The sequence below is a fragment of the Pseudonocardia sp. NPDC049154 genome (genome assembly GCF_040648315.1).
Taxonomy (GTDB): domain Bacteria; phylum Actinomycetota; class Actinomycetes; order Mycobacteriales; family Pseudonocardiaceae; genus Pseudonocardia.
In genome coordinates, this window is the sequence record NZ_JBEZDN010000034.1 from 1 (window position 1) to 21,204 (window position 21,204).

At 71.1% G+C, this 21,204-nt stretch carries 20 protein-coding genes; 6 read left to right on the forward strand and 14 right to left on the reverse strand.

Annotation, left to right across the window (positions count from 1 at the left end; genetic code table 11):
• The 4 genes from AB0B41_RS18195 to AB0B41_RS18210 form a co-directional block, all read right to left on the reverse strand.
• The coding region (locus tag AB0B41_RS18195; protein WP_358204513.1) for an MmgE/PrpD family protein at positions 1-519 on the reverse strand (519 nt) is incomplete at its 3' end.
• Complete coding sequence (locus AB0B41_RS18200) at positions 516-1,901, reverse strand: MmgE/PrpD family protein (RefSeq protein ID WP_358204515.1); 1,386 nt, start codon at positions 1,899-1,901, stop codon at positions 516-518. The genes AB0B41_RS18200 and AB0B41_RS18195, both read right to left, overlap by 4 nt.
• 9 nt (positions 1,902-1,910) lie before the next feature.
• Complete coding sequence (locus AB0B41_RS18205) at positions 1,911-3,038, reverse strand: citramalate synthase (protein WP_358204517.1); 1,128 nt, start codon at positions 3,036-3,038, stop codon at positions 1,911-1,913.
• Complete coding sequence (locus AB0B41_RS18210) at positions 3,031-4,167, reverse strand: CoA transferase (protein ID WP_358204520.1); 1,137 nt, start codon at positions 4,165-4,167, stop codon at positions 3,031-3,033. The genes AB0B41_RS18205 and AB0B41_RS18210 overlap by 8 nt, the downstream gene beginning before the upstream one ends.
• A 224-nt stretch (positions 4,168-4,391) precedes the next feature.
• Between AB0B41_RS18210 and AB0B41_RS18215 the strand changes: the two genes are divergently transcribed.
• Positions 4,392-5,645, forward strand: coding sequence for an IS110 family transposase (locus AB0B41_RS18215; protein WP_358204522.1), 1,254 nt, complete (start codon positions 4,392-4,394; stop codon positions 5,643-5,645).
• A 29-nt stretch (positions 5,646-5,674) separates the two neighbouring features.
• Here AB0B41_RS18215 and AB0B41_RS18220 read toward each other — a convergent pair whose 3' ends face one another.
• From AB0B41_RS18220 to AB0B41_RS18240, 5 genes are read right to left on the reverse strand one after another with little or no spacing between them, the layout of a single operon-like run.
• A complete protein-coding gene (locus tag AB0B41_RS18220) occupies positions 5,675-6,430 on the reverse strand; it encodes an N-acyl homoserine lactonase family protein (protein ID WP_358204523.1) in 756 nt (251 codons plus the stop codon).
• Complete coding sequence (locus AB0B41_RS18225; RefSeq protein WP_358204526.1) at positions 6,427-7,233, reverse strand: SDR family oxidoreductase; 807 nt, start codon at positions 7,231-7,233, stop codon at positions 6,427-6,429. Before AB0B41_RS18225 ends, AB0B41_RS18220 begins: the two co-directional genes overlap by 4 nt.
• 32 nt (positions 7,234-7,265) lie before the next feature.
• Positions 7,266-8,423, reverse strand: coding sequence for an acyl-CoA dehydrogenase family protein (locus AB0B41_RS18230; protein WP_358204528.1), 1,158 nt, complete (start codon positions 8,421-8,423; stop codon positions 7,266-7,268).
• A 26-nt stretch (positions 8,424-8,449) separates the two neighbouring features.
• A complete protein-coding gene (locus tag AB0B41_RS18235; protein ID WP_358204530.1) occupies positions 8,450-9,241 on the reverse strand; it encodes an enoyl-CoA hydratase-related protein in 792 nt (263 codons plus the stop codon).
• The gene (locus tag AB0B41_RS18240) at positions 9,238-10,554 is read right to left on the reverse strand and encodes an MFS transporter (RefSeq protein ID WP_358204532.1); all 1,317 of its coding nucleotides are present in this window, start codon (positions 10,552-10,554) and stop codon (positions 9,238-9,240) included. Before AB0B41_RS18240 ends, AB0B41_RS18235 begins: the two co-directional genes overlap by 4 nt.
• Positions 10,555-10,730: 176 nt before the next feature.
• Here AB0B41_RS18240 and AB0B41_RS18245 point away from each other — a divergent pair, with 176 nt between their 5' ends.
• Positions 10,731-13,052: a LuxR C-terminal-related transcriptional regulator gene (locus AB0B41_RS18245; RefSeq protein WP_358204534.1), complete on the forward strand. Its 2,322-nt coding sequence runs from the start codon at positions 10,731-10,733 to the stop codon at positions 13,050-13,052.
• Between the two features lies 1 nt (position 13,053).
• Complete coding sequence (locus tag AB0B41_RS18250; RefSeq protein ID WP_358204536.1) at positions 13,054-13,845, forward strand: IclR family transcriptional regulator; 792 nt, start codon at positions 13,054-13,056, stop codon at positions 13,843-13,845.
• Between the two features lie 2 nt (positions 13,846-13,847).
• On the opposite strand, the gene dmpG is transcribed toward AB0B41_RS18250, so the two are convergent.
• From dmpG to AB0B41_RS18265, 3 genes are all read right to left on the reverse strand, one after another.
• On the reverse strand, positions 13,848-14,900 hold the full coding sequence (dmpG, locus tag AB0B41_RS18255; protein WP_358204539.1) for a 4-hydroxy-2-oxovalerate aldolase: 1,053 nt from the start codon (positions 14,898-14,900) through the stop codon (positions 13,848-13,850).
• Positions 14,897-15,802 (reverse strand): acetaldehyde dehydrogenase (acetylating), encoded by a 906-nt coding sequence (locus tag AB0B41_RS18260; protein ID WP_358204541.1) that lies wholly within the window; start codon positions 15,800-15,802, stop codon positions 14,897-14,899. Before AB0B41_RS18260 ends, dmpG begins: the two co-directional genes overlap by 4 nt.
• Before the next feature lie 646 nt (positions 15,803-16,448).
• Positions 16,449-17,033, reverse strand: coding sequence for a hypothetical protein (locus AB0B41_RS18265; RefSeq protein WP_358204543.1), 585 nt, complete (start codon positions 17,031-17,033; stop codon positions 16,449-16,451).
• A gap of 308 nt (positions 17,034-17,341) precedes the next feature.
• On the opposite strand from AB0B41_RS18265, the gene AB0B41_RS18270 reads away from it, so the two are divergent.
• From AB0B41_RS18270 to AB0B41_RS18280, 3 genes are all read left to right on the forward strand, one after another.
• A complete protein-coding gene (locus tag AB0B41_RS18270) occupies positions 17,342-18,358 on the forward strand; it encodes a tyrosine-type recombinase/integrase (protein ID WP_358204545.1) in 1,017 nt (338 codons plus the stop codon).
• A 109-nt stretch (positions 18,359-18,467) separates the two neighbouring features.
• Entirely contained in the window at positions 18,468-18,758 is a 291-nt protein-coding gene (locus AB0B41_RS18275) for a hypothetical protein (RefSeq protein WP_358204546.1), read from the forward strand.
• Positions 18,759-18,827: 69 nt separating this feature from the next.
• Entirely contained in the window at positions 18,828-19,010 is a 183-nt protein-coding gene (locus AB0B41_RS18280; RefSeq protein ID WP_358204548.1) for a hypothetical protein, read from the forward strand.
• Positions 19,011-19,513: 503 nt separating this feature from the next.
• Here AB0B41_RS18280 and AB0B41_RS18285 read toward each other — a convergent pair.
• Complete coding sequence (locus AB0B41_RS18285) at positions 19,514-20,392, reverse strand: enoyl-CoA hydratase (protein WP_358204551.1); 879 nt, start codon at positions 20,390-20,392, stop codon at positions 19,514-19,516.
• 1 nt (position 20,393) lies between these two features.
• Positions 20,394-21,200, reverse strand: coding sequence for a phytanoyl-CoA dioxygenase family protein (locus tag AB0B41_RS18290; protein ID WP_358204553.1), 807 nt, complete (start codon positions 21,198-21,200; stop codon positions 20,394-20,396).
• Positions 21,201-21,204: the final 4 nt, after the last annotated feature.

A 21,204-nucleotide genomic window follows, 5' to 3' on the forward strand; every position in this document is an offset into this window, starting at 1 on the left:
GTCGAGCCCGAACGCGCGGGCGGCGGCGGCGCTCGCCCCCGCCGCGGCGAAGGTCGGGCTGGGTCGGTGGCCTCGGCGCATCATCGCAACGGCCACCTCGCCTGCGCCGCCTAGCCAGGCGGTGGTCGAGTAGCCCGCGACTAGGCCGTCGAGCAGCTGGCCGTAGCTCGCTGCGGCTTCGACGGCGGCGGCCACCGCGGCCGGCACGACGAAGCTGCCCGGGTGGCTCCACGACCGCATATCGGTGTCGTCCTGGAAGCGGGCGCACACCGCGGCGGCGTTCGCCTGCACGGCGTCGGCGGCCCCGAGTCGGCGCCCGGACCACCAGGCGAGGTGGTCCCCGTGCCCCGCGCCCAGCTCCAGCAGGTCAGTCGCGCCGGGTACGGAGTCCGCCGCGCGGGCCAGGACCAGGGCGTCGGCCAGCAACGTCCGGACGTGCGCGCGGACCGCGGGATCGGAGTAGGTCTCGTGCGCGACGAACGCTGCGACGGGGTCGAGCAGCGGGTCGGGCGCACTCATCGCGCTGCCGCCAGCGCCCCGAACCCCGTGAACGGGGTGTCGTCGCCGAAGGCCGTCAGCTGGGTGTGCACGGTGTCGGCCGCCGCGCCGAGCCCGGCGAAGTCCAGGCAGTCGACGAACTTGCGGCGTAGGTCGGCGTCGTCCAGCGGGGCCCGGCGGTCGCCGTGCGGAACGTCGACCCGGTTGGTCTCCCGCTTGCCCGACCGGTAGCCCACCTCCAGGACGGCGTAGGCCTGGTCCCACTCGGACGGGCCTAGTGGCGGGCGGGCCTGCTCGGCCACCCAGACCCGGGCGAGAAGTTGCTGCGCGGCGGGGCGGCGCACGGCGTCGGTGGTGTAGGTGCGCAGCCCGATCGCGCGGTCAAGCAGGGCGGCGGCCACCGCGTACTCGGCGCTGAACTTGCCCTCCAGCCCCGTCGTCGGACGGTGGTGGATGAGGGGGTCGAGGCCGCCGGGCTCGACGGTCAGCCGCACCTCGTCGATCTCGGCCGGATCGAGGCCACGGGCGGCGATCTCCAGGGCGGCGTCGAGGGTGCGCTGGGTGTTGTAGCAGGCCGGGTACTTCTTCACGTTCACCCCGTGGGCCAGCACGGCGGTGCCGGGTTCTGCGGGGAGCGCGGGCAGCACGCGATCGAGGTCGCCGGGACCGTCGCCGTACAGGGCGAAGAAGCCGAGCGGACCCTCGAGCTGGGTGGTGTCGGCGGTGAAGCCTGCGGTTGCCAGCCGAGCAGCCAGGACCCCGTCTCGGGCGGCGAGCCCGGCATGCAGCGGCTTGGTCATGGTGCCGAAGTTCTGTCTGCTCCCACCGGCCATGGAGGCGGCGATACCCAGGGCGACCGCCGCCTGCTCGGGGGTGGCGCCGAGGAGGCGGGCCACACCTGCGGCGGCGCCGAGCACGCCGAGGGTGGCGGTGGAGTGCCAGCCGCGGGCGTAGTGCCTGCGCAGGGTGAAGCCCTCGGTCAGGGCCAGTTCCACGTCGAAGGCCACGAGGTAGGCATCAACCAGCTCGCGGGTCGTCGATCCGCGGTCCTCGCCGGTGGCGAGCAGCGCGGGCCATAGGACGGTACTGGGATGGCCGTAGAGCGCGTCGACGACGTCGTCGTAGTCCAGGGCGTGCGCGGCGACCCCGTTGAGCAGCGCCGCGTCGAAGTCGCGGACCGACGTGCCGTCGGTGAGGACCGTGGCCCCACCGCCGCCGGTGCCCACCAGGGTGCGGGCGATCATCACAGCGGGATCGTGCCGTGCTCCGAGGGCGACGCCGACGGTGTCGACGAGTGTGCGGCGGGCCAGGGCCAGGGCCGCCGCCGGGACACCGGAGAGGTCGGCCTCGACGGCGTACCGGCCGAGGGCCGTGGTGAGCCCCGGGCGGCTTCCAGCGGACATGGGCGTCTCCTAACCGTTGGGGCGGAACTCGGATGTGATCGGCTCCCGCCACGGGCGGAGCGGACCGGCGTAGGCGGCGGGGCCGCGGCGGAAGTGGCGAGCCTCGTCGAGGGTCTCGATGAAGGGCATGTCCATCGGGTAGAGGCGATCACCCTTGGGGAACCCGCCTGCTTTGGACACGTGGCCGTACAGAGGGTGCCCCACAATGCGCTCCGCGAGGTGCACGGCGTCGATCAGCCGGTCCGGGTCGATGCCGGTGGGGTAGCCGAGACTGTCGAGGAGCAGGGCGATGTCCTCGGTGGGGGCGAGTGTGGCGGCGCGACCGTTACCACAGTAGGGGCAGCCGGCCATGCCGCCGATGCTCGTGTCGAGCACGAGGCGGCGGCCGGGGCCGAGAGTGGTGAGCGCGGCGTAGAGCGAGATGGGAGCCATCCCACGGGTGTTGTGCAGGTGCAGGTGGATCGTGGTGATCTCGGGCCAGCGGTCGAGGACCGCCTGCAGGTCCGCCGCGACCAGGTGCGGCAGGTTCCAGCCCATGGGGTCACCCAGGAACACCTTCGTCACCGCGATGCCAGCGTCGGTCCACAGCCGGTGCTGTTCGGTAAGGAAGTACAGCCGCTCCTCTGGAGAGAATCGGCCGAGCCAGTTGGACCCCCAGGCGGCGTTCACGCCGATGCCCGCCTCGGTCGCTCGGGCGTCGACAGCGCCCTTCACGATGGCCGGCCAGGCAGCGATCTCGGCTGCCCGGGTGCGGTTGGTGTTGCGCTGGGCGAACACGTCGCAGAGGTGGAGCAGCGTCGCGGGCCGCGGGTCCTCGGGGGACAACGGGTCCGGGATGTACTGGGCCCTGCGCTCGACGCCCCCGGCGTTGAGTGCGAGTGCGGTGTAGCGGACGCCCTCGACCGGGGTGAACCCGCGGATCAGCTCGTCGATCCCGGCCATCTGCGGGGTCCACCTCGGGCTCACGAAGCTGCCCACCACGATGCGGCGCAGACCGGTCACGGACAGCGCGTCGAGCAGCCGGATCTTGTCCGCCACAGGGATCGCGGCGTCCTCGATCTGCAGGCCCTCGCGCATCCCCTCCTCGACCAGCACGACGTCCGGGAGGCCGGCCGGGCCCGGGAACACCTCACTCATCGAGCCACTCCGGGGCGTGCTCGTCCAGCAGCGGGGCGGGTCGGCGCAGCGCCGGATACTCGCCGCCGTTGCGCAGCGGCAGGCGCACTGTGCGGAAGTCCGGGATCCGTGGGTGCGCCACCGCGCCGATCGCGCCCATGCCACGGACCTGCTCGTGCGCCACGACTTGGTCGAGGGTCTGGATCGGCGCGCACGGCACTCCGACGGCCTGCAGGGCCTCGACCCAGGCCGCGGTTCCGCGCTCGGCCAGCGACTTCGACAGCTCGGCGAACAGCTCGTCGCGGTGGGCGACGCGATCCGGGTTCTCGGCGAACCGGGGATCGGTCACCAGATCGGGCCGCGCGAGCAGCTCGCATAGGGCGAGCCACAGCGACTGGTTGCCCGCAGAGATCACCACCCAGCCGTCCGCCGTCGGGAAGGCGGCGTAGGGGTAGATGCCGATGGTGCCGGAGCCGAGCCGGCCGGGGACAGTGCCGTTGGCGAAGTAGTTGCCCAGCTGGGCGGGCTGCCACATCAGGGCGGTTCCGAGCAGGGAGACCTCGAGGTGGGTGCCGGAGCCGGTGCGGTCACGCTCGCGGAGCGCGTCGAGCACCGCGATGGCTGCCCACATCCCGGTGCCCTGGTCCAGGATGGACACCGGGATCCGGGCGGGTGGCCCGCCGTCCTCGCCGGTGATCGCCATCAGCCCGGAGAAGGCCTGCATCAGCGGGTCGTAGGCGGGTAGGTCGGCCAGGGGGCCGCCGGAGCCGTAGCCGGTCATCTCGCAGTAGATCAGTCGGGGGTTGCGTCGCAGCGCCTCCTCCGGGCCGAACCCGTTGCGCGCCAGCGCCCCGGGCCGCAAGTTCTGCACCAGGACGTCTGCGGTGTCGACGAGCTTGCCGAAGGTCTCGGCGTCCGCGGGGTCCTTGAGATTCAGGGCAACGCTGCGCTTGTTGCGGTTGAGCGCGGTGAAGTGCGGGCTCTCGCCCGCCCAGAAGGGTGGGCCCCAGCGGCGGGTGTCGTCTCCGCTGCCGCGCCGCTCGACCTTGAGCACGTCAGCGCCCAGGTCCCCGAGGATCAGCGCGGCGAACGGGCCCGCCACGCTGGTCGTGACGTCCAGGACGCGGATCCCGCCGAGCGAGCCGGTCACTGGTCCACCCTCTTCTGTGCAGGGGTCATGGGTGCCTCTGTGGTAGGAAGCGGTCGGGAACCGGGGTGACGGCCCGAGTCGGTCGCCGTGAGACGGCCGCGATGACACTGCCGCCCCCGGTTCCTGCCCGGTCTGAGATCGACGACAGAGGGCTGCTGCCGGGTGGAGTGCCGGTCAGTGACCACTCGACTCGCGGCCGGGCTCTCGACCGTCTCCTGCCCACTGTGGACAGGAAGGCGACGGGCGTGTCGCTGGTGGGTGCGGAGTTCTTCGTGGGGATCGACTGGGCCGCCAAGACCCATGCGGTATGTGTGCTCGACTCGACCGGCCGGCAGAGGGCCGGGTTCGCTGTCGAGCACACCGCGGCCGGGTTCACCGGCCTGATCCGCCGCCTGGGCAGGCTGGGTGAGCCGGGCGGGGTGCCGGTGGCGATCGAGCGCCCGGACGGGCGGCTGGTCGACGCGCTGCTCGTGGCCGGGCACCCGGTGGTGCCGGTGAAGCCGAACGCGATCAAGACCTGGCGCGAGGGTGAGGTGATCTCCGGGGCGAAGTCCGACCCGGGCGACGCCTACGTGATCGCCGAGTACCTGCGCCTGCGGGCGCACCGGCTGCGCGCGGCGACCCCGCTGACCGAGGACACCACCGCGCTGCGCCTGGTGTCGCGCACCCGCACCGACCTCGTCGGCGCCCGGGTCGCAGCGGGCAACCAGCTCGCTGCGCTGCTCGAGCACGCCTGGCCCGGGGCGAAGGAGATCTTCGCCGACGTCACCTCGGCGATCAGCCTGGCGTTCCTGCACCGCTACCCCACACCCGGCCATGCCGCGCACCTGGGCGAGAAGCGGATGGCCGCGTTCTGCATCAAGCACGGCTACTCCGGGCGCCGCACACCCGCCGAGTTGCTCGCGCGGCTGCCTGGCGCTCCGGCCGGTGTCAGCGGCCCGACCGTGACCGACGCGCTGCGCGACGCCGTCCTCGCCCTGATCACCGTGCTGGGCGCGCTCAACGCCGCGATCAAGGACCTCGACCGGTCCAACACCGCGCACCTGCACGCCCACCCCGACGGGGCCGTGTTCACCAGCTTCCCCCGGGCCGGGCAGGTCAACGCCGCCCAGATCCGAGCCGAGCTCGCCGAGCCCGACGCCTACACCGGTCCCGACGCCATCGCCGCCCTCGCCGGACTCGTGCCGGTCACCCGCGCCAGCGGCAAACACCGCTCGGTCGGGTTCCGCTGGGCCTGCAACAAACGGCTGCGGGTCGCGTTGACCACCTTCGCCGACAACTCCCGCCACCAGAGCCCCTGGGCCGCCGAGGTCTACCGCCGAGCCATCGCCTCCGGGAAGGACCACCCCCACGCCATCCGCATCCTCGCCCGAGCCTGGGTCCGCATCATCTGGCGGTGCTGGAACGACGGGCAGCCCTACGACCCCACCCGACACGGCGGCGCAGCCCGCCAACTCCCCCCACCCGCAGCGGCCTAACGATCTTGAGGTTGACACAGAGGGTGTCATCAGCCGTACACCCCCTTCTCCAGCACCGCGGCGTCGTGGCTGGGGACCACCTCGGCACCGAGGCGCTCGATCCGCGTGAAGCTGTCCATGTAGGCCGCGAGGTCGGTGAACGAGCCCGACGGGATGTGGCGGGCTTTCGCGTCGCCCTCCCAGTTGGCCCGGGTGTCGATCGTGTCCCCGGCGAGCAGGTGCGCTCCCGCGTCGGTCTCGACGAGCACGCCCTGCGATCCCGGGGTGTGTCCGGGCAGCGGTACCACCCGGACCCCGGGCGCGACCTCGGCCTCGCCGTCCACCGTGGTGAAGCGGTTCAGCAGCGGGGCCCAGGGCGGGGCGATCTCGGCGGTGTTCTCGAAGGCCGTGCGCGAGGGTTCCAGAGGATCGACGGCATAGGCGAGCTCGGCCTTCTGCACGACGAACCGGGCATCGGGGAAGAGGTGGTTGTTGCCGCAGTGGTCCCAGTGCAGGTGGGTGTGCACCACCACGAGGCCGACATCGGCGGGGGAGACCCCGATCTCGGCAAGCGTCGCCTCGGGAGCGTGCGCGGCCGGACGTTCGAAGTCGTAGCCGTGGTGCTTGCGGACGAACTCCGGGTCGGGGGTGCCGCTGTCGACGACGATCGGGAAGGCCCCGCCGGTGATCACGAACATGATCATCGGGGTGTCGTGGAACTCGCCCCACCCGCGTTGGTACCGCACAGCCGCGACCGGGAAGTCCCGAATCACCCCCGCGGGCAGTGCGTGGATCCGCAGGCTCATGACTTGTCGTCCCCGCCGTCGGCGACCAGTACGGCGCCGTTGACGAACGCAGACCGGTCCGACGCGGCGTAGACGATCAGGTCGGCGAGTTCCTCCGGCGTGCCCCACTCCTTGCCGGGGCGGGTGATGCCCGGGGCCCATTCGCGCATGCGCGCGGTGACCTCCTCGGTGGTGGACCGCGGGCCGAGCTCGGCCTGCCACTTGGCCAGCCGCTCCTCGGTGCGGACATAGCCGGGCACGACGGCATTGACCCGGATGCCGCGCTCGCCGAATTCGCTGGCGAGGATCTTGGTCAGCCGGTTCTCGGCGGCCTTCGACGGGCCGGTGCACGCGGACCAGAACGGCGGGGTGGTGACCCGGATCCCAGTCTCGCCGGTCACGTTGACGATCACGCCGGAGCCCTGCTCGAGCATCGCCGGGATCACCCGCTGGCAGAGGCGGAACTGGGCGAAGAAGTTCACCGCAGTGCCGTGCACGAGCTCGTCGTCGGTGACCTCGAGGAACGGCCTGTACACACCGTCGCCAGCGTTGTTCACCAGGATGTCGATGCGGCCGTGCAGGTCCAGTGCGGTGCGGACGAGCCGGTCGAGGGCCGCGGGATCGCGCACGTCGGTGGCCACCCCGTCGACCCGCACCCCGGTGGCGTCGGTGACCGAACGCGCAGCGGCCTCGAGCACCTCGGGGCGGCGCGCAGCGATGACGACGCGGGCACCCTCCTCGGCGAACAGCCGGGCCGCGGCCAGGCCGATCCCGCTGCTGCCGCCGGTGACGATGACGGACTTGTCCTTGAGGTTGAGATCCATGGTGGGACCCTCCGGGTTCTCGATACGCGGTATCAGTACGACTTGGGCATGCCGAGCACCTGGTGCCCGATGTAGGCGAGGACGAGGTTGTTGTTGATCGGCGCGACGAGCGGCAGTCGAGCCTCACGGAACTTGCGCTCGATCCCGTACTCCTCGGCAAGGCCGAACCCGCCGAAGGTGTCCATGGCGGCGTTGCCCGCGGCCCAGCTGGCTCTGGAGGCGAGCAGCTTTGCCGCATTGGCCTCGAACCCGGGCTGCTGCCCGGCGTCGAACAGCGACGCCGCGCGCCAGCGCATGAGGCTCGCAGCGGAGAGGTCGGCGTAGGCCTGGGCGAGGGGGAACTGGACGCCCTGGTTCTGGCCGATCGGGCGGCCGAACACCATCCGCTCCCGGCTGTATCGGGTGGCCTGGTCGACGAACCAGAACCCGTCTCCCAGTACCTCCGAGGCGATCAGGATCCGCTCGGCGTTGAGCCCGGAGAGGATGTAGCGGAAACCCTTGCCCTCCTCCCCGACGAGGTTCTCCACCGGCACCCGCAGGTCGGAGATGAACACCTCGTTGGTCTCGTGCGCGGTCATGGTCCGGATGGGGCGGACGGCGATCGCGTCGCCGGCCTCGCGCAGGTCCACCAGCAGCACCGACATGCCGTCGGACTTCTTGACGACGTCCTCGTAGGGGGTCGTGCGGACCAGCAGGAGCATGTAGTCGGAGTGCCGGAACCGCGAGGTCCAGATCTTGGCGCCGTTGACGACGTAGTGGTCGCCGGTCCGGCGGGCGAAGGTGCGGATCCGGGTGGTGTCCGAGCCGGCGTCGGGTTCGGTGACGCCGAAGGCCTGCAGCCGAAGCCGGTTCGCGGCGATCTCGGGCAGCAGCCGCTTCTTCTGCTCGTCCGATCCGTGCCGCAGGATCGTGCCCATCGTGTACATCTGCGCGTGGGCGGGCACTCCGGTGCCGCCGGAGCGGTTGATCGTCTCCAGGATCAGGGCCGCGTCGCTGAGCGTGCCCCCGCCGCCGCCGTACTCCTCCGGGATGAGCACCGAGAGCCAGCCGGCCTCGCCCAGGGCGTCGACGAACTCCTCGGGGTACTCCAGGTTCGCGTCCCGCTCGCGCCAGTACTCCAGCGGGAACCGGGCGCAGAGGTCCTCCACGGCCCCGCGGATCGCCAGCTGGTCGTCGGTCAGGTCGTGCACGTGATTCTCCTTGTCGAGAGGACGGTTCACCGGCCCTGCCACCGCGGCGGACGTTTCTCGAGGAAGGCGCGGATGCCCTCCGCACGGTCCTCGGACAGGTAGGGGTTCGGGCCGACACCGAGCCGCAGCGCCGCGGCGACGGGCAGCTCCCAGCCCTTGAACGTCATCTCCTTGTAGCGGCGCAGCGTCAGCGGGGCGTTCCCGACAATCGCCTCGACGTACTTCGCGCTCTCCGCCGCCAGCTCGGTGCGGTCGACGACCCGGTTGATCAAACCCCAGCCGAGCGCGGTGCGGGCGGAGACCGGCTCGCCGAGGTAGAGCATCTCCAGCGCGACCGCCCGAGGGAGCAGCCGCGGGAGCAGCACGGTCGCGAAGTTCGCGCCCATCCCGCGCTTGGCCTCGGGCATAACGACGAACGCGTGCTCGGCGGCGATCCGCAGGTCGCAGGCCAGCGCCAACTCGAAGCCGCCGGCCACCGCAGGCCCGTTCAGCACCGCGATCGTGGGCTTCGGGGTCTCGGCGACGACCTCGTAGACGTTGCGGTCGGAGCCGGACATCGGGACCGGGATCTGCTCGCCCCGGCGCGCCATCTCGTCGAACTCCTTCAGGTCCGCGCCGGCGCAGAACGCCGCGTCCCCCGCACCGGTGAGGACCACCGCCCTCACGTCGTCGGTGGTCGAGGCGTGCGCGAAGCACTCGATCAGCGTGCTCATCACGCTCTGGGACAACGAGTTGCGCCGTTCGGGGCGGTCGAGGGTGACCGTTGCGAGGTGGTCGGCGACTGTGTAGCGGACCTCGTCGGAGCCGGGGAGGGTCACTGCAGGTCACTGCCCTTCGTCTCGGGGGAGAAGGCGGCCGTGACCAGCCCGATCAGGGCCAGCACCACGGTGTAGAGGCCGAACACCCACTCCAGGCCCTGAGCGGAGAGCCAGGTCAGCAGGTACGGGGCCGAGCCGCCGAGGATCGCCACGGTCAACGACGAGCCGATACCGACGCCGCTTGCCCGGACCCTGGTGGGAAACAGCTCGGAGAAGTACGCGGGCATGTTGCCGACGAACGCGCCCATCAGCACCAGGGCCACCGTCATGAGCACACCGAGGCGCACGGCGGAGTCGTCGAGCAGCGCGAGCAGGGGATAGGCCACCAGCGCCATCGCGATGCCGTAGGCCAGGTAGACCGGGCGGCGACCGACGCGGTCCGAGAGGAGGCCCCACAGCGGGAGGGTGATCATGAAGAGCGTGTTCGCGACGACCGTCGCCCAGAGCGCGTGCGTCGGGTCCACCCCGCGAGTGCTGATCGCGAACCCGGAGATGCCGACGGCCCAAACGTAGTAGATGACCGTGATCCCGGCCGTCAGCCCGATGGTCCGGGCCAGGTTGACGCGGTTGCGGCCCAGGTCAGCGGCGAGGGAGCGCAGCGTCCTGGGTGCGGGCTCCGCCTCCTGGAAGGCCGTGGTCTCGTGCAGGCTCCGCCGCAGGTAGAGGCCGACGAGGCCCAGGGCGCCGCCGATCAGGAAGGGGATGCGCCAGGCCCACTGGCGCAGGTCCTCCGCACCGAAGATCGTCGAGGCGAGGGCGCCGATCAGTGAGGCGCTCAGGATGCCCGCGGTCACCGAGACGTAGACCGTGGTCGACCACAATCCGCGTCGGTGGCGCGGGGCGATCTCGGCGATGTAGGTGTAGGACGCCGAGATCTCGCCGCCGTGCGCGAGACCCTGCACGAGGCGGGCGACGACGAGCAGCACGGCCGCCCAGATGCCGATCTGCCCGTGGGTGGGCGAGACGCCGATCAGCAGGCTGCCGCCTGCCATCATCATCATCGATGTGGTCATCGCGAAGCGGCGGCCGCGGCGGTCCGCGACCCACCCGAAGAGGAACCCGCCGAGCGGCCGCATCAGGAAACCGACCGCGAAGATCGCGAGGGTCGACAGCACGGCGCCGAGGGCGCCGTCGTCGACGAAGAACTGCGTAGCGAAGAACGTCGCGAAGATCGCGTACACGCTCCAGTCGAACCACTCGAGCATGTTGCCCACACCGGCACCAAGGAGGATGCGCGCAGTGCTGCGGGGTGGTGCCGTGGACCGGCTGTCCGCCTCGTCCGGCGCGGCGAGGGGAGGAAGGGGATCCGTCATGAGGCGACTCCACGATGAGTTCGTCGGCCGTCCAGGCCGCCGGGTGCGTCCGGTCGGTGTCGACCCTGCTCGCCCGCTTCGGGCCGCCGGTACGGGGAGAACACCTAAGCCACCACGGAGATGCCTGGGCGCGCGCTTGACCGCCCGTCACGAGGCTGGCTAGCGTCCCGCCCGAGATGACCACGCCACCGGCGCCGCACACCAGCGGACTCCCCGCCGAGCTCACCGCCTTCGTCGGCAGACGGACCGAACTCGCCGCGGTCAAGCGCACCCTCAGCGCCCACCGCCTCGTCACACTGATCGGGCCGGGCGGTGTGGGCAAGACCCGGCTGGCCCTGCGCACCACCGACGAGGTCCGCCGCCGGTTCGCCGACGGTGTCCGCCTGGTGGAGTTCGCCGAGGTTTCCAGCGCCGGGCACGTGGCCGAGGCCGTCGGGGCGGCGTTGGACCTTCGCGACCAGTCGGCCAGCGACCCGGTGGACGGGATCGTCGAGTACCTGTGCCGCCGACGGGTGCTCCTCGTGCTGGACAACTGCGAGCACCTCTCCGAGGAGATCGCCGCCCTGGTGCGCCGAATCCTGCGCTGGGCCCCGGAGGTACGGGTCCTCGCCACCAGCAGGCAGGCGCTCGGCGTCAGCGGCGAGCACCTCGTAGTCGTCCCTCCGCTGTCGGCGCCCAGCGGTGGCACGGCCGTGTTCGGAGACGTCCCGCTCGCCGAGCTGCTGCGCTACGAGGCGGTGCAACTGTTCGTCGATCGGGCCGCCGCGGTGGCCCCGGGATTCACCATCGACGAGTCTGAACGGGCCGCCGTACGGACGCTCTGCGCGCGGCTCGAGGGGATCCCCCTCGCCATCGAGCTGGCCGCCGCCCGGCTCCGTTCGATGACCCTCGACCAGGTCGCCGCGCGGGTTGACGACCTCGTCGGCCTGTTGACGGGGAGCAACGCCGGGGCCGAGCCCCGCCAGCGCGCCCTGACGGCGCTGATGGACTGGAGCTTCGAGCTCTGCACACCGGCCGAACGAGCGGCCTGGGCCCGGGCGTCGGTGTTCGAGGGCTCCTTCGATCTCGACGGGGCGACGGCGGTGTGCGGCGCGGACGCCCTCGACGCCCTCGCCGGTCTCGTTGACAAGTCCGTCCTCACCCTTGTCCCGGGGCCCCCGGCTCGCTACCGGTTCCTGGAGCCGATCCGACAGTTCGGCCGCGCACGCCTGGCCGCCTTCGGAGACGAGGCGGAAGTTCGCGGACTCCACGGTGCGTACGTCCGCGAGCTCGTGCTCCGGGCCGACGAGGACTGCTTCACCGCGGCCCAGCTCGTCGGCCTGGCACGGATCCAGCAGTTCAACCCCGATGTCCGCGCCGTGCTGGATCGCTCCCTGGCCGGAGACGGTGTGGATGCCGCAGACATGGCGGGTGCCCTGCGCGTCTACTGGCACGCTGTCGGCTCGTTGAGCGAGGGCGCTCGGTGGGTGGACCGCGTCCTAGAGGTGCGCACGAGCGAAGATCACCGCCGCGGGGTGGCCCTCTGGACCCGGGCATGGCTCGCCCTGATGCAGGGCGACGCCGACGCAGCGGCACCCCTGCTCACCGAAGGCGGCCGGCTGGCGGACCGCCTCGGGGCCCCCGACTTGCGGGACGAGTTCCTGCTCGCGCAAGGGGTGGCGGCCCTGCACGTCGGTGACCTCGACACCGCGCGCGAGCGACTGTCCAGAGCGCACCACGGCTTCCGTGCCCGGGACGAGCGGGTTGGTACGGCGATCGCGCTCGTCCAGCTCGCCCTGCTGGCCGTGGTGGCCGACGACCTGGAGGCCGCCGCCGCGCACGCCGCAGCCTGTGTGCGGTTGAGCGAACGCTACGGCGAGTCCTGGTACCGGGCGCACGGGCACTGGGTCCTCGGGCTGGCCTGGTGGCGGTCCGGCCGGACCGCGGAGGCCGAGCAGGAGCTGAAGCAGAGCATCTCCGTGATGCGCGACTTCGGCGAGCAGCTGGTGATGGCGCGGTCCTTCGAGGTCCTCGGCTGGATCGCCAACGACCGCGGTGATCCCGAGCGGGCGGCCAGGCTGCTCGGCATGGCAGACCGGGTCTGGAGCAAGACGAAGGCGACGCTCTCGGCCTTCGGCAGGCTGACCACCTATCACCGGGACCGCATAGAGGCGCTGACAGTCCAGCTCGGTGCGCCCGCACTGGAGAAGGGCATGCGGGAGGGCGCCGCGCTCGACCTGCCCGACGCGATCGCCGCCGCCCTCGGCGAGCGGACCGAGCGACCGGTCGCCGCCCCGCACCGCGCCGCGAGCACCTCGGAACTGACCCGCCGCGAGGAGGAGGTCGCCGCCCTGGTGGCGGACGGGCTGTCGAACCGGGAGATCGCAGCCCGGCTGGTGCTCTCGCTGCGCACGGTGGAGGCCCACATGGAGCGGATCCTGAACAAGCTCGGATTCCGATCCCGGGCGCAGGTCGCCGCCTGGGTGTCGGCCCGGGCCGCCGCGGAGCAGGGCAGCTGACGTGCCTCCGCGCACCCCCGATGCGCCGCCGTCCGTGATCGGGCGGGTCTCTGCGGTCTTCGACGCCTTCACCACCGAGGACGCCGACCTCTCGGTCGGCGAGATCGCCCGACGGTCGGCGCTGGCGAAGGCGACCGCCTCCCGGCTGGTGACGGAGCTGGTCGGGTACGGCTTCCTCGAGCGATCCGGCCGACGGATCCGGCTCGGCTTGCGCTTCTTCGAACTCGGCGAGCGGGCGGCGCGGCCGCGGGAGTTGCGCAGGCTGGCGCTGGCCACAATGGCCGACCTGCGCAGCGCCACCCGACAGACCGTCCACCTTGCTGTTCTCGACGGGACAGAGGTCGTCTACGTGATGATCCTCCACAGTCGGGACGCTCCGCGGCTGGCCTCTAGAGTCGGCGGGCGGATACCCGCGCACGCCACCGCTGTCGGCAAAGCCCTGCTCGCGTGGGCGCCCCAGGCCGAAGTAGACGCCGTCATCGCCGCGGGCCTGCCTGCAGTCGGCCCCGCCACGATCACCGACGAGGCGGCGCTGCGGGCGGAGCTGGCCACGGTCCGGGAGCGAGGGGTGGCCTACGAGCGCAACGAGTCGGGTCCAGGTGTGCTCTGTGCGGCCGCGCCGATCACCGGTTCCCGGTCCGGTCCCATCGCCGCCGTCTCGGTCAGTGCCGGGGTAGGCATCGTCGAACCCGATCAGGTCGGGCTCGCCGTCCGGACCGCCGCGAACGCGTTGAGCAGGCAGGCAGCCCTGATCCCGGGGCTCGACCGGGACGTGTGGGCCGACCTGCCTTGAGCTCAGGCCGCCGAGCCCGTTTCCGCGGCGAGGCCGAGCGCCACGTCGATGATCATGTCCTCCTGGCCGCCGACGTAGCCGCGCTCGCCGCAGCGGCGCAGGATCGCGTGGGCGGGCACCTTGTAGCGCTCGGCAGCCCGCTCGGCGTGCAGCAGGAACGAGGAGTAGACCCCGGCCCAGCCCTGGACGATGGCGTTGCGGTCCATCTTCGGCCAGCGGGTCAGGTACGGGCGGACGACCTCCTCCGCGGCGTCGAGCAGCCGCCCGACGTCGAGCCCGGTGTCCACGCCGAGCCGGTCGAAGACCGCCGCGAGCACCTCGGTGGGGGAGTTGCCCGCGCCGGCGCCGAGCGCGCACAGCGAGCCGTCGATGTAGCGGACGCCGACCTCGTGGGCGATGACGGAGTTGGCGACGCCGAAGCTGAGGTTCTGGTGGCCGTGGTAGCCGACCCAGGCGTCGTTCCCGACCTCGACGAGCAGGGCCTCGAACCGGGCCCGGGCCTGGTGCATGAGCAGCGCGCCAGCCGAGTCGGTGACATAGGGGGCCTGGCAGCCGGCGTCGACCATGATCCGGGCCTGCTTCGCCAGGTCCTCGGGGCTGGTCTTGTGCGCCATCATCAGGAACCCGGCGGTCTGCATGCCCAGCTCGCGGGCGGCGGCGAAGTGCTGCGCGGAGACGTCGGCCTCGGTGCAGTGGGTGGCCACGCGGACCATCTCGGCGCCGGCGTCGTGGGCGCGCTTGAGGTCGTCGACGGTGCCGATCCCGGGGACGAGCAGCACGGCGATCTTCGCCTGGCGGGCCTCGTCGCGGGCGGCGGCAATCAGGCGCATCTCGTCGGTGCCGGAGAAGCCGTAGTTGAACGACGAGCCGCCGACGCCGTCGCCGTGGCTGACCTCGATCCACTCGATCCCGGCGGCGTCGAGCGCGCGGACGATGTCGCGGACCTGGGTCTCGGTGAACCGGTGCGCCATGGCGTGGCTGCCGTCGCGCAGGGTGGTATCGATGATGCAGACGTCGTCGCGCAGCGCGGGACGAGAAAGGGCGGGGCGAGTCATGCAGCCACCTCCAGCTGGGCGCGGGCCATCAGCTCGCCGATCCGGGCGGCCGCGGCAGTCATGATGTCGAGGTTGCCGGCGTACGGGGGCAGGTAGTCACCGTTGCCCCTGACCTCGAGGAACACCGCCACGCGGGCGTGCCCGTCCCAGGCCTGGGTGGGCTCGTCGAACTGCGGCTCGGCGCGCAGCGTATAGCCGGGCACGTACTCCTGCACCGCGGCGACCATCTCGTGGATCGAGGCGGTGATCGCGGCACGGTCGGCGTGGGCGCCGATCATGCAGTAAACCGTGTCGCGCATGATCATCGGCGGTTCCACCGGGTTCAGGATGATGATCGCCTTGCCGCGCCCGGCCCCGCCGACCTCGGCCACGGCCCGGCTGGTGGTGTGGGTGAACTCGTCGATGTTCGCCCGGGTGCCCGCCCCGGCCGAGCGGGACGCGATGGACGCCACGATCTCGGCGTAAGGGACCGGGGTGATCCGCGAGACGGCGTGCACGATCGGGATCGTCGCCTGTCCCCCGCAGGTGATCATCGAGACGTTGGGCGAGGCGAGGTGGTCGGCGCCGTTGACCGCGGGCGAGACCATCGGACCCAGGTGCGCGGGGGTGAGGTCGACGGCCTGGATGCCCGCCTCGGCGTAGCGCGGGGCGTTGGCGGCGTGCGCCTTGGCCGAGGTCGCCTCGAACACGATCGTCGGCAACGGGTCCTGGCGGAGCAGCCAGTCCACCCCGTCCGCGCTGGCCTCGATCCCGCGCGCCCGGGCGCGGGCCAGACCCTCGGACTCGACGACGCCGACGACGTACCGGACGTCGAGCACCGGGCTGTCGGCGAGCTTCGCCAGCAGATCGGTGCCAATGTTCCCGGGGCCGACGATCGCGGCCGGGATCCTCTGCTGCTGCATGCCGGAACTGTCACACCGTCCCCAGGCCGACGGGAATATTCGACTCGCTCAGTGGAACGCTGGTAGCTCGAGCGACGGATTCGTCAAAGTGGCGGGCGACGTCTCCAGCTCGTCAGCCAGTCCCGGCGGGTCCCGCCGTCATGGGCAGAGGCGCCTGGATGCCGTAAAGGCCAGCGTCTTCCGACCCGGCACCCGGCGGCTCACGTCCGAGAAACCTCCTCGTGGTCACGAGCTCCCTCAGCTGATCTGGGTGGCGGGGATCAGCTTCATCAGCTCAGCGGGACGCTTGTTCGCTGTGGCCCCTGAGGATCGCGACGAAGCCGTCGTCACGGACGACGTGCGGATCAGCTGGAAGGCTTGCGCGGTGCAATAAGCCGAATCCAAACATCACAGCTCGGCGGACGAGTTCGCCAACGATTCGATCGCGGCGAGAAGCGCTCAAAAGCTCCTTCCCATGACACCACTCGTGACACGAAATCCCGTTGAAGGGCGCGGTCGGAGGGGTTGAAGAGGGATCTCGTGCCAGCGTTGGCGCTGGTAAAAGGCCTGAGAGGGAAGTGCCGCGCGCTTTACACCCGAGCGGTCGCAGGTTCGATCCCTGCCGCGCCCACCCTCCCTGACCAGGTCTGATGCGTGCGCGACACGCTCAGCGGTCGCGTGTCGTGACACGGTTCATGACACGAACGTTCCTAACTTTCAGGTCATGCCCCGTGCTCAGGCAGGCCGCAAGCGGACCCGCGGCAGCGTCGACCGCCTCCCCAGCGGCGCCTACCGCGTGCGCGTCTACGGAGGCGTCGACGCCGTCAGCGGGCGTCGGCACGACCTCATCGAGATCATTCCGCCCGGACCTCGTGCGCACGCTCAGGCTGAGGCCGCGCGCACGCGGATGCTCAACGAGGTCGACGAGCGCCGGAACCCGCGAACGACGGCGACGGTCAACCAGCTGCTCGACCGCTACCTCGAGATGATCGACGTCAGCCCGAGCACGCACCTCATGTACACGCGATACCTCGAGAATCACGTCCGCCCCTTCATCGGCGGACTCAAGGCCGGCGCGGTCGACCCCGACGTGCTCGACTCGCTCTACGCCGAGCTCCGGCGCTGCCGCATCCACTGCCGGCCGAAGAGCCGGCAGATCGACCATCGCACGCCCCAGCCGCACGAGTGCGACGAGCGTTGCCGGCCGCACGTGTGCAAGCCACTGTCGAACACGACGATCCGGCACGTCCACCACATCCTGAACGGCGCATACAAGAAGGCCGTCCGCTGGCGCTGGATCGCAACCAGCCCGGTGGTCCAGGCCGAAGCACCGCCGCCGAAGCCGCCGGACCCGCGCCCGCCGACGCCGGCGGAGGCGGCGAAGCTGATCGAGGAGGCGTCGCTGGATCCGGGCTGGGGCGCGCTGGTCTGGTTCACCATGACGACGGGCGCGCGGCGGGGCGAGGTGTGCGCTTTGCGGTGGCGCAATGTGGACCTGGACCTCGAGCAGGGCCTGGTCGAGATCCGCCGAGCCCTGGGACCGACGGCCGCAGCAACCTGGTGGAGAAGGACACGAAGACCCACCAGCAGCGCCGCGTCACGATCGACGACGAGACGCGCGAGGTACTGGCCGAGCACCGACTGCGCGCCGAGGAGGCGGCGGCGCAGGTCGGCAAGCTGCTCACTGGGCAGGGGTTCGTGTTCTCCCAGACGCCGGACAGCAGCGAGCCGCTGGTGCCGTCGTCAGTGGGGCAGCGCTACACGCGGATGGCCAAGCGGCTCGGGATCGAGACGCACTTCCACGCCCTGCGGCACTACTCGGCGACCGAACTGATCGCCGCCGGAATGGACATTCTGACCGTCGCCGGCCGGCTCGGGCACAGCGGAGGAGGTATCACCACGCTGCGGGTCTACAGCGCCTGGCTGGCCGAAGCCGACCAGCGTGCCGCCGCCGGTATCGCGGCGCGGCTGCCCGAGCGTCCGAAGGTGGCTGCGTCCGCGAGCGAGCGGGCGAAGACGGCGCCACGCCTCCCGTTCGAAAAGGTCGCGTCGACGATCCGCCTGCAGATCCTGACAGGCGAGCTCGCACCCGGCGATCAGCTGCTCGCCGTGAACGCCCTGGCCAAGCGGCACGAGGTCGGCGTCGGCACCGTGTACAAGGCGCTGCAGCTCCTCGAGGAGTGGGGTCTGGTCCTCCTCAAGAGCGGAGGACGGCCGATCGTCCTCGAGATCGCTGACGTCGACGACTCTGCGACGTCGTCCCCGTCCGACGCAATGCCCGGGACTCAGGAGCCCGAGCCGGAGATCACCGAGGTCGAGCCGGCGCAGCCTGCCCCACCCACTTCTGCATCGGCGAGGCTCCTCGACTTCGTTGTTCGGCGCCGCGGCTACGTCATCGCCGACTTCTCCGCCGAGGCCGACCCGAACAACGCGGCCCAGCTGCGTCAGCTCCTCGTCGACGCCGTCCGCCGGGATGGCCGCGACCCGAGCGACCTCGGCGACTTCACCATGGAGGTCGCCGACCCCGAGCTGAAGGAGCGCATCCGCACTTTCGTCGCGCCGAGCACGGCTTCCTGAGGCTCGCTCGACCTTGCGCAACCGAAGAGTGACCTGCCGCGGCTGGAGACGACAGCTGTGACGCCCGTCGTACGATCTCGAACATGCGTTCGAGTAGGAGGCGGTGCCCATGCGCAGGATGGTGAAGCCCGTCTACGTTGACTTGCGGTGCATATTCGGCCCGCAGGAGCGACGAAACATCGACATCAGTAAGCCCGGCGTGCTCGACGTCGCCGGCCTCGCGAACGGCGAGCTCCACTCGTGGTTCCGCGGGCTCGACGCGCGCTGGTACGGGCTTGTCACGTTCCCCATCATGTGGGCGTCGCGGAACCCCTCGTTACGCCTGAGGCTGGTGGACCAGCTCGTGCCGGCCGAGGCGCTGAAGCTCCGCCGCTACAACGGCCAGACCTACCGGAGCTGACCGATGAACCCCGAAGAGGTGAGCGAGCCGACGGCATCCGCCGGGGTGCAGCGGAAGTTTGATCCTGACGTGAGCGACGCGGAGCAGGCTGAGGAGATCCCGACGGTCCGGACCCGCCTCGCGGCGATGCTGTCGGAGGACCGGATTGCCGCCCATCTCGAGCGGAAGGTGATCAAGCTCGACGGGATGGTCGTCGAGGACCTGGACACTCCGGCTCCGCCGGGAACAAGGATCGTCTTCGGCGGGTCCTGACTTCGACTGATCTCTGCTCTGCGGGGCAGCTGCGGCGCCTGCCACCCCGCGAAGCCCACGCAACCATCCGCTCCGGCCTCGTCGCCGGGATCCGCCGCCCGCGCGGCCTCCCCGCTGCGTGGACGAGCTGAATGAGTCGATCCTGGACAGGCGGATCTCACTTCCGGCCTCGCGCTGATCCTTCGGACCGGTTGCCTGCGCTGCCTCCTCTGGTGGAGGAGCTGCGGCGAACACTGGTCCGGCGGTCGCGAACCGACTCAGATCCAGCGTGACCTACCCGGCTGCCTCGCTCTGGCCGCGCAGATCACGGTGCAGGTCAGCCAAGGCGCGGCCACAAAGAAGATCGCGTTTCGCGGCCCGATGCTCTCGGTGATCCGGCGGGCGTCGGCGCCGAGCTCACTGCGGAACCGGGCGGCGCCGAGATCGGCCAACAGCAGAATGCCGTGTGTGCTCGCGAGGGCTGGTGACAGGTCGAGGATGCGGAGATCGTCGAGCGTTACCGCTCACGGCTCGTCGCGCCGGGCCGGGCGAACGGGCGGTGCGGTGCGCCAGTCCGGCAGACCGTGCTCGGCCGTGCCGACGATCGAGGTTCCGCCGGACTCGACGGTCCAGTGGGCGTGGTTGAGCTGGTGGGCGGTGAAGGCGGCGTCGAGCGCGGCGGGGAAGCCCATCGCGTCGACGGCCTGGTTCACCGACTCCTTGATCAGCAGCGACGCGATGGTCGGCACCTGCGCGATCCGCGAGGCGAACGCGAGTGTGCGGTCGTCGAGCTCGTCGACCGGGAAGATCTTGGACACCATGCCCAGCTGGTGTGCCTCAACGGCGTCGATCGAATCTCCGGTGAGCAACAGCTCCTTTGCCTTGCGTGGACCGAACTCCCACGGGTGCCCGAAGTACTCGACCCCGCACATCCCCAACCGGGTCCCGACGACGTCGGCGAAGGTCGCGTCGTCTGCCGCGACGATGAGGTCGCAGCACCAGGCGAGCATCAACGCCGCCGAGTAGACGCTGCCGTGGACCTGCGCGACTGTGATCTTGCGGAGGTTGCGCCAGCGCCGGGTGTTGGCGAAGTAGTGGTGCCACTCCTGCCGGTGCCGCATCTCCACGGGCGGCGCGGTGCCGCCGTTGCAGGCGTAGCTCGGGTGCCCGCCGGGCGCGCGCTCGGCCAGCGCGTCCTTCGACCCGAGATCGTGGCCCGAGGAGAAGACCGGGCCGTTGCCCTTGAGGATCACCACGCGGACCGTGTCGTCGGCCTCCGCGCGGGCGAACGCCTCGTCGAGTTCGATGAGCAGGCCGCGGTTCTGCGCGTTGCGTTGTCGCGGCCGGTCGAGGGCGATCCGGGCGACGCGGCCCTCGTCGAGGGTCTCGTACCTGAGGTACATGTCAGCGGCTCCCGAAACCGGTGAAGACCTCGTAGGAGGCGAAGGACTCATTGGGCGTGAGGTCGAAGGTGTCGTAGTGGTGGTGCGGGGTCCCGGTGTAGAGGACGTCGGCGGGCATGTAGCGCGCGGTGTAGGCAGAGCGGGTGCGCGGGGTGCTGTTCGGCTGCGAGCCGTGCACAGTGAGGTCGTGGTGCACGGTGGCGTCGCCCGCACGCAGGTGCAGGCCGCCCTCCAGGGGGAACCGGTCGGCCAGCCATGGGTTGGCGGCGCGCATGTCGTCCCCCGCCTTGCGGTTGTACCGGCCCAGCGGCCCGACGGTGTGGGAGCCGGACAGGAACTCCAGGGTGCCCATGTCCGGGGTCATGTCCGTGAGCGCTACCCAGACGGTCATGGTGCCCGGTCGGTCGAAGGGCGAGAAGGGGAAGTCCTGGTGCATGGAGCTCTCGGCGCCGTGCTCCGCGGGCTTGACGAACGCCATGTCGTGGACGAACTGCCCCGGCTCGCCACCCAGCAGGGCTTGGGCCAGCGAGGTCATGCGCGGCGAGGTCGCGATCGAGTGGAAGAGGTCGTCCTTCCAGGCCATCCCGTTGTAGATACTGAGGATGTCGGTGAACTTCTCGTCCTCGATCCAGTTCTCGTTGCGGCTCGGCTTCACTCGGAAGCCCTCGCCGATGCGGGCGAGCATCTCCTGGGTGAGGTCGGCGGGGAGCAGCTCCGGCACGTGCACCCAGCCCACCCGCTGGTAGTGGGTGACCTGCTCGTCGGACACCGGGTAGGGGGTCTGCAGCGGCGATGCGGTGGTGGTCATGACG

Bases quoted from the DNA above. Each gene is read 5' to 3' on its own strand.
- AB0B41_RS18200 (WP_358204515.1), bottom strand. From the start codon at position 1,901: ATGTCCGCTGGAAGCCGCCCGGGGCTCACCACGGCCCTCGGCCGGTAC.
- AB0B41_RS18205 (WP_358204517.1), bottom strand. From the start codon at position 3,038: ATGAGTGAGGTGTTCCCGGGCCCGGCCGGCCTCCCGGACGTCGTGCTG.
- AB0B41_RS18220 (WP_358204523.1), bottom strand. From the start codon at position 6,430: ATGAGCCTGCGGATCCACGCACTGCCCGCGGGGGTGATTCGGGACTTC.
- AB0B41_RS18225 (WP_358204526.1), bottom strand. From the start codon at position 7,233: ATGGATCTCAACCTCAAGGACAAGTCCGTCATCGTCACCGGCGGCAGC.
- AB0B41_RS18240 (WP_358204532.1), bottom strand. From the start codon at position 10,554: ATGACGGATCCCCTTCCTCCCCTCGCCGCGCCGGACGAGGCGGACAGC.
- AB0B41_RS18245 (WP_358204534.1), top strand. From the start codon at position 10,731: ATGACCACGCCACCGGCGCCGCACACCAGCGGACTCCCCGCCGAGCTC.
- dmpG (WP_358204539.1), bottom strand. From the start codon at position 14,900: ATGACTCGCCCCGCCCTTTCTCGTCCCGCGCTGCGCGACGACGTCTGC.
- AB0B41_RS18260 (WP_358204541.1), bottom strand. From the start codon at position 15,802: ATGCAGCAGCAGAGGATCCCGGCCGCGATCGTCGGCCCCGGGAACATT.
- AB0B41_RS18275 (WP_358204546.1), top strand. From the start codon at position 18,468: ATGCGCAGGATGGTGAAGCCCGTCTACGTTGACTTGCGGTGCATATTC.
- AB0B41_RS18285 (WP_358204551.1), bottom strand. From the start codon at position 20,392: ATGTACCTCAGGTACGAGACCCTCGACGAGGGCCGCGTCGCCCGGATC.
- AB0B41_RS18290 (WP_358204553.1), bottom strand. From the start codon at position 21,200: ATGACCACCACCGCATCGCCGCTGCAGACCCCCTACCCGGTGTCCGAC.